The organism is Streptomyces sp. NPDC091682, assembly GCF_044756625.1.
Classification (GTDB): Bacteria; Actinomycetota; Actinomycetes; order Streptomycetales; family Streptomycetaceae; genus Streptomyces.
The window spans coordinates 1-5,647 of record NZ_JBIVTH010000061.1; the positions used below are offsets into that span (position 1 = coordinate 1).

Below are 5,647 nucleotides of genomic sequence, written 5' to 3' on the forward strand. Positions count from 1 at the left end.
GGACCCTGTGGGAGAGTAGGACGCCGCCGAACAATTATTGCGGAAGCCCCGCACCAGCCCTTTATGGGTTCGGTGCGGGGCTTTTCTGCGTTCACGGCAAGGCCAATGTGCGGTCACCAGCAACCGATGTCAGACGTGCGCTGTAGCTTCCCCGCATGGGTGCATATCTGGTGAGCGTCGGCGCGGAGGAATGGTTCGGTGAAGAGGAAGACGAATGGGGCGAAGTCGCTTCAGCGCTCAACGCCGAACTGAGACAGCGAGGCCTGCCGCCCTACGAGGACGTACCCCCGGAGACGGAATTCGCAGCCGGCTCGGGCCAAGCCTTCGAGGAGAAGCTGAGCCTCTCCATGACCGGGTTCTTCGCCCTGTGCGAGACGCACCTGACACATGAGGAATCGGAGGTCCTCTGCGGCTGGACCGTGCTCGTGCCCATCCCGCTCGACGAGGAGATCTGGCTGCCCATCGACTCCGGTTACTACGAGTCGACCATGGTCGTCGGTGCTCCCCAGGTGCTACCGCTCGCGGAGAAGCTGGCGACGGCCATCGGACTGCCGGCGGAAACTCCGGCCACATGCGACAACCTCGACCTGAGCACCTGGTTCAGGAACCAGGCGAAGGAGCTGGTCTCTACTCGAACAGGGCTGTGGAGCAGGGACCTGGACGCAGCCTTCTACGTCGCACTGTTCTTGCGCGCTGCCCAGCACTCGATCCGGCGGGGCTGCCCCATCGTCTCCGCCTGAGACCCGCCTTCGGCCCTGGACGTCCAGCCCCTCGGCTGCTGGTGCGGGCGCACCAGGAGCCGAGCAAGGTCGCGTTGGCACCCGCTGACTCAAGGACACCGGCCGCTTTCTGATCGTGCGCCGGGCAGCGCCAGTTCGGTGCGCTACCGGCGCGCGATGATGCTGCTGGCCCCGGCCGGGGGGAACCGGGTCCCGGTGATCGCCCAGCTGGTGCAGGCCGACGAGGACACCTTCCGCGATGTGATCCACCGGTTCAACGAGATCGGCCTGGCCTGCCTGGACCCTCGGTGGGCGGGAGGTCGTCCCCGCCGGCTGAGTTCTGACGACGAGGACTTCGTCGTCCAGACGGCCACCACCCGCCCGACCAAGCTCGGCCAGCCCTTCACCCGCTGGTCGATCCGCAAACCCGCCGCCTACCTGAGGAAAGTCCACGGCCGCGGCATCCGGCCCACCGCAAGGTCGGGCTGGGCTCCCGTCGGCCACCCCGAGCGGCATCCCGCGACCTACCACTGCACCCGTGGTGTCCGGTCCTTCCACGGCTGCTACTCGATCGGCGACGACAGGCCGTGGGGCGTCAACCGCCGCAAGAAGGGGACGGTCCAGACTCGGGCTCTGCACGCCTACCTCCGCTGGCGCAACATCAACGCCCGCCCCCCCGACGTCCTAGCCGCCCAACGCCGCGAACGTGTTCGCATCCGCAGCGAGACGGGCATCCGCTGGGGCGGGCCCCCTCTCCCAGCCGTCTGATCACTGAGAGGCCCGCACTGCAGCACCCGCCGACGCGATGTCCAGGTCAATCAGGAGCTCCTCGCCCTCCCAACGACCACGCTGCGAGATCTCCAGCCCGATCAGCGCCAACTCCGCCGCTTTGTCCCTCAGCAGGTACTGCTCATGGGTTTCGGGAGCCTGCCCACTCGATTCCTCCCTATCCCACGCGGCTACGGCCGCCTCGGCCACAGCCCTGGGCAGACGCACCGAGACCCGGTCAACCTGGATGTCAACCTGCCTCCCGATCGCTGCCAGCACCTTCGAGTCTTCCCCGTACCTGACGTACTGCTCGTGATCCACCACGAGACGAGGCTACGCAGGAGCACACCATCCGTCGCCACGATTACCCGGCGAACGTATGCGGCCAGAGCACCAGCCAGACGGGTTCTGTGACCGCTACGGGCGCGCTGTCCAGCAGAAGCTCGCTGTTCCAGATGCCGGGGCCAGTGACCGTTGGATCGCACGGATCGCCTCCGTCTTCCGGTCTCCGGACCCCGTTACCAGGTGCCGCCAGGGCGACCAGGTGCGGTACTTCCACGCGATGCCCTCAAGGGTGCCGCGGCGGCTGGCACACCGTCGCCGCGGACCGGATCGGCCGGCACCAGCAGCTCGATCCGGTCCCACATCGCAGCAGTGATCACTAAGCGGACAGACACACCCGATCGACTGACCACCCCGATCACCTGCGCAGCAGGCTGGCCGGCCAGCCGTAGGTCAGTGGCGGAGGGCGCTGTCGAGCTCGTAGTAGAGCGTGTCCAGCCGACTGCGACCAGGGCTGCGCGCCGGCATGCGGCGCAGCAGGGCGCGGACCTCCGGCGGGGCGTGCTCGATCGCCCAGCTGATCTCTTCGTCAGCGCCCGCCGCATCGCCCGCGGCGAGTTCACGGGCGAGTGCCTCGTAGACGGCGGGGCCCAGTAGGTGCTTCGACTGGTGCGGGGTGGCCAAGGGGTGGATGTACGGGGTCGCTGCCGCGTGGCACGCGGCGCGGGCGGCGGCCGTGGCTGCCGGGTCGTCGACCTCGCGCGCCGCCGCGTGGGCCGCCCAGGCGAGCGAACGCAGCTTCGCAGTGCGCTTGCCCTCGCGTACGAAGGCTCGGATGCCTTCGATCGCCTCGCGCGGGCGGGTGTCGGCTGGAGCCTTCGCCTCGAACAGGGGAAGGGCCCGCTCGACGCAATCGGCGGCCCAGATGCCGAGTTGGCGGCGGTCTTCTTCGCTGATAGCTATCTCGTCCATCCGCCCATCATGTGCGGGCTCGGCGTGCCGTGGACCTACGGGGCTTCGTGGAGCCGGGCCAACAGGGCCACCAGGCGCTCCCTTTCGGCAGGGCTGAGCGGGGCGAGGAATTCGGCGTTGGCCGCTTCGGCCAGGGCTGCGCAACGGGTGAGTACGGCAGTCCCCTTGGGGGTGACGGTGACGGCGTTCTTGCGGCGGTCGTCGGGGTTCGGGGCGCGCCGTACGAGGCCCGCCTCCTGGAGGTGGTTGAGCATGCCGACCATGTCCTTGGGGTCGACGGCGAGCCGGCGGCCCAGGTCGGCCTGGGCGACGGGCCCGTACTCGGCGGTGGCGGCCAGCACCGCATGGTGCATGAGCTTCAAGCCCTCTGCGGCGATCGCCTCCGCGACGAGTCCGCGGCCGCGCGCCGCGACGCGGCCGACGAGCCAGGAGGGCAGGGACTGGATGTGCTGGAGGGCCGAGGTCATGGGCCCACCCTAGCGAAAGTCGTTGGACATCCCCACGACTTTGACCTTATCGTTGGGATGTCCAATGAAAATGATCGGGGTCGGGGAGGTCCTGTGCTGCGCATTCGCCATGAGGTCAACGGTGGGCCGGAGGTGCTGTTCGCCGAGGAGGCCGACATGCCCTCGGCGGGGGTCGGAGAGCTGCTGATCCGGGTCGAGGCGGTCGGCGTGACCCTGCCGACCGTGCGCAAGGTGCGGGAGGGCAGCGAGCCCGTCCCGTTCGGCGGTGAGGTGGCGGGGACCGTCGTCGCCACCGGCCCCGGCGTCACCGGCTTTGTCGCCGGGGAACGCGTCACGGGACTGTGCTTCGCCGACGCCTACGCCGAGTACGCGGTGCTCAGCACCGCGATGACCTCCCGGATCCCGGCCGGCGCGGGCGCCGTGGAGGCGGTCGCGCTGGTCCGCAGCGGGCTGGTCGCCCGTGGCGCGTACGAGGCCGCGCGCGTGGAGTCCGGCGAGTCGGTCCTGGTGACGGCGGCGGCGAGCGCCGTGGGGACGCTCGCCCTGCAGTACGCGAAGGCGGGCGGGGCGGGACGCGTCGTCGCGGCGGTCAGCAGCGCGGACAAGGCCGACTTCGTCCGCGGCCTGGGCGCCGACGAGGTCGTCCTGTACGAGGATGCCGACTGGGGCGGCCCGTATGACGTGATCCTCGACGGCGTCGGCGGCGACCTGCTCGGCCCGGCGGTACGGTCCCTGGCGACGGGCGGCCGCCTGGTTGCCTTCAGCTCCGGCGGCGGCACGGTGCAGGCGTACGAACTCCTGCTCCGAGGCGCCTCGTTGATCGGCTTCCAGATACGGGCCGTCGCCACCGGCAAGCCCGAACTGTACGAGCGTTGGCTGCGCGAGCTCTGGCAGCTGTACGCCGCGGGTACCTTGCGTACGGCCGTGCACGAGGAGATCCCCCTCGTCGAGGCCGCCCGCGCCCACGCGCTCATCGAGCAGCGCCGGAACCGCGGCAAGGTCGTCCTGGTCCCATGACCCCGCGCCCCGGCGACGGTGCCGCCTTCCCGCTGGAGCGGCGGGACCGGCTGGACCAGCTCGTCCAGGTCGTCCAGCTCGACCAGCTCGTCCAGGTAGTACGGCCGCTCCGGCCGCGGTAGCGGAGCGGCCGTACTGGCTCTGCACGTTTCGACGCGGGCGTTCGAGCAGCGGCCTAGCCTGCTACCCATGGATCCGGATGCCGAACTCACCGCTCTGGCAACCCAAGAGGACCTTCCTGCCGACCTGGTGTGGCGCCTGCTCAGCCACCCGGGTGCCCGGCGCACGGCAGCGCTGCTGCGCCGGGACCTGACCGAGGAAATGATCGAGGAGATCATCGGCCTCGGCTCCGCACGCACGCTCGCCGCCAACGCCTACGTACCGCCCTGGCTGAGGATCCGGTTCGTGGAGCACCTGGAGCCGGCCGTCCGGTCCGCGGTCGCCGCGAGCGTCACGCGGACGAGCCGCCCGGGACGCTGGCTCGCCTCGCGGACGACCCGGACCAGTCCGTGCGGTGGTTCCTCACGCTGAACGACCACCTGCCGCCGGACCTACTGGCCCGACTGGCCGCGGATCCGGACCCCGCTGTGCGGTCGTCGGTCGTTTCGCGCTGGCCGGATGCCCCCGACGCCGTGCGCAGGGCACTGCTGACGGACACCGCCCCGGACGTCCGCCGGCGAAGCCTCCGGGCGTACATCCCCCCGGCGGACCTGTTGCCCGGACTGCTCGCCGATCCGGAGACCCGCGCTGCTGCGGTTCGCCATGTGGCACCCCCGGGGTTTGGCCACAGACCCGGATTCCGACGTACGTGAAGCCGTCGCGGCCCATCCGGACCTGCCGGCCGGGCTGCGGGATCAGCTGGCCGAGGACCCGGACGCCTTCGTCCGCAACGTGATCGCGGCTCGGCCGGACATCCCGGCTGCGTTGCGCGAGCGGGTGGTGGCCACCTTGGAACCCGCCGGCGAGCTCGCGGAGTGGATGCTGTCCTTCTACCGCGGCAACCACGCGTGCCCTCCGGCAACACCACCCCCTCCGCGCCTCTCCCGGGAGCAGGCCGAAGCGTTGCTGACCCGGGCCGGCCTGTAGGTCCGCCCCGGGCCGACCGGGGCGCCCCGGGGCCGTTTTGACACCCCCCAGGGCGGGTTGTAGAGTCAAACGGTTGCCTCGAACTGGACAAGTTCGGCAGCCCACCCCCCAAGGAATGCAATTCTGTGTGGGGTGCACTCGATTCTTCAGGAATCCGAAGCCGGGGAAATCCGGTGGAGAACTTCTGATAGAGTCGGAACCGCCGGAAAGGGAAAGCGCGAAAGCGAAAACCTGGAAAGCACCGAGGAAGTCGGACACGAAAGAGTCTGATAGAGTCGGAAACGCAAGACAGCAGAACGAAAGCCCGGAGGAAAGCCCCAGCGGATGTCGCGGGGG

8 protein-coding genes and 2 pseudogenes are annotated in these 5,647 nt (G+C 69.9%); 6 read left to right on the top strand and 4 right to left on the bottom strand.

Going from position 1 to position 5,647, the window contains the following annotated elements; translation table 11 throughout:
• The first annotated feature begins 155 nt into the window (after positions 1 to 155).
• Together ACIQK6_RS42960 and ACIQK6_RS42965 are read left to right on the top strand one after the other, a co-directional pair.
• A complete protein-coding gene (locus ACIQK6_RS42960; RefSeq protein WP_402697812.1) occupies positions 156 to 740 on the top strand; it encodes a hypothetical protein in 585 nt (194 codons plus the stop codon).
• 123 nt (positions 741 to 863) lie between these two features.
• Positions 864 to 1,487 (top strand): annotated as a pseudogene (locus ACIQK6_RS42965) (helix-turn-helix domain-containing protein); the annotation flags it as partial.
• Here the strand turns inward: ACIQK6_RS42965 and ACIQK6_RS42970 are convergent.
• From ACIQK6_RS42970 to ACIQK6_RS42985, 4 genes and pseudogenes are all read right to left on the bottom strand, one after another.
• Positions 1,488 to 1,811, bottom strand: a complete 324-nt coding sequence (locus ACIQK6_RS42970; RefSeq protein WP_402697813.1) for a hypothetical protein — start codon at positions 1,809 to 1,811, stop codon at positions 1,488 to 1,490.
• A 150-nt stretch (positions 1,812 to 1,961) separates the two neighbouring features.
• A pseudogene (locus ACIQK6_RS42975) lies at positions 1,962 to 2,164 on the bottom strand (IS5/IS1182 family transposase); the annotation flags it as partial.
• A gap of 58 nt (positions 2,165 to 2,222) precedes the next feature.
• Positions 2,223 to 2,741: a putative immunity protein gene (locus ACIQK6_RS42980; RefSeq protein WP_329100450.1), complete on the bottom strand. Its 519-nt coding sequence runs from the start codon at positions 2,739 to 2,741 to the stop codon at positions 2,223 to 2,225.
• A 35-nt stretch (positions 2,742 to 2,776) separates the two neighbouring features.
• Complete coding sequence (locus tag ACIQK6_RS42985; RefSeq protein WP_329100452.1) at positions 2,777 to 3,208, bottom strand: MarR family transcriptional regulator; 432 nt, start codon at positions 3,206 to 3,208, stop codon at positions 2,777 to 2,779.
• Between the two features lie 93 nt (positions 3,209 to 3,301).
• Between ACIQK6_RS42985 and ACIQK6_RS42990 the strand changes: the two genes are divergently transcribed.
• The 4 genes from ACIQK6_RS42990 (at position 3,302) to ACIQK6_RS43005 (ending at position 5,311) form a co-directional block, all read left to right on the top strand.
• On the top strand, positions 3,302 to 4,225 hold the full coding sequence (locus tag ACIQK6_RS42990) for a zinc-binding dehydrogenase (protein ID WP_329100454.1): 924 nt from the start codon (positions 3,302 to 3,304) through the stop codon (positions 4,223 to 4,225).
• Positions 4,222 to 4,347, top strand: coding sequence for a hypothetical protein (locus ACIQK6_RS42995; RefSeq protein ID WP_402697814.1), 126 nt, complete (start codon positions 4,222 to 4,224; stop codon positions 4,345 to 4,347). The genes ACIQK6_RS42990 and ACIQK6_RS42995 overlap by 4 nt, the downstream gene beginning before the upstream one ends.
• A 67-nt stretch (positions 4,348 to 4,414) precedes the next feature.
• Complete coding sequence (locus tag ACIQK6_RS43000) at positions 4,415 to 4,756, top strand: hypothetical protein (RefSeq protein ID WP_402697815.1); 342 nt, start codon at positions 4,415 to 4,417, stop codon at positions 4,754 to 4,756.
• 249 nt (positions 4,757 to 5,005) lie between these two features.
• Complete coding sequence (locus ACIQK6_RS43005; protein WP_329100456.1) at positions 5,006 to 5,311, top strand: hypothetical protein; 306 nt, start codon at positions 5,006 to 5,008, stop codon at positions 5,309 to 5,311.
• The last annotated feature ends 336 nt before the right edge of the window (positions 5,312 to 5,647 follow it).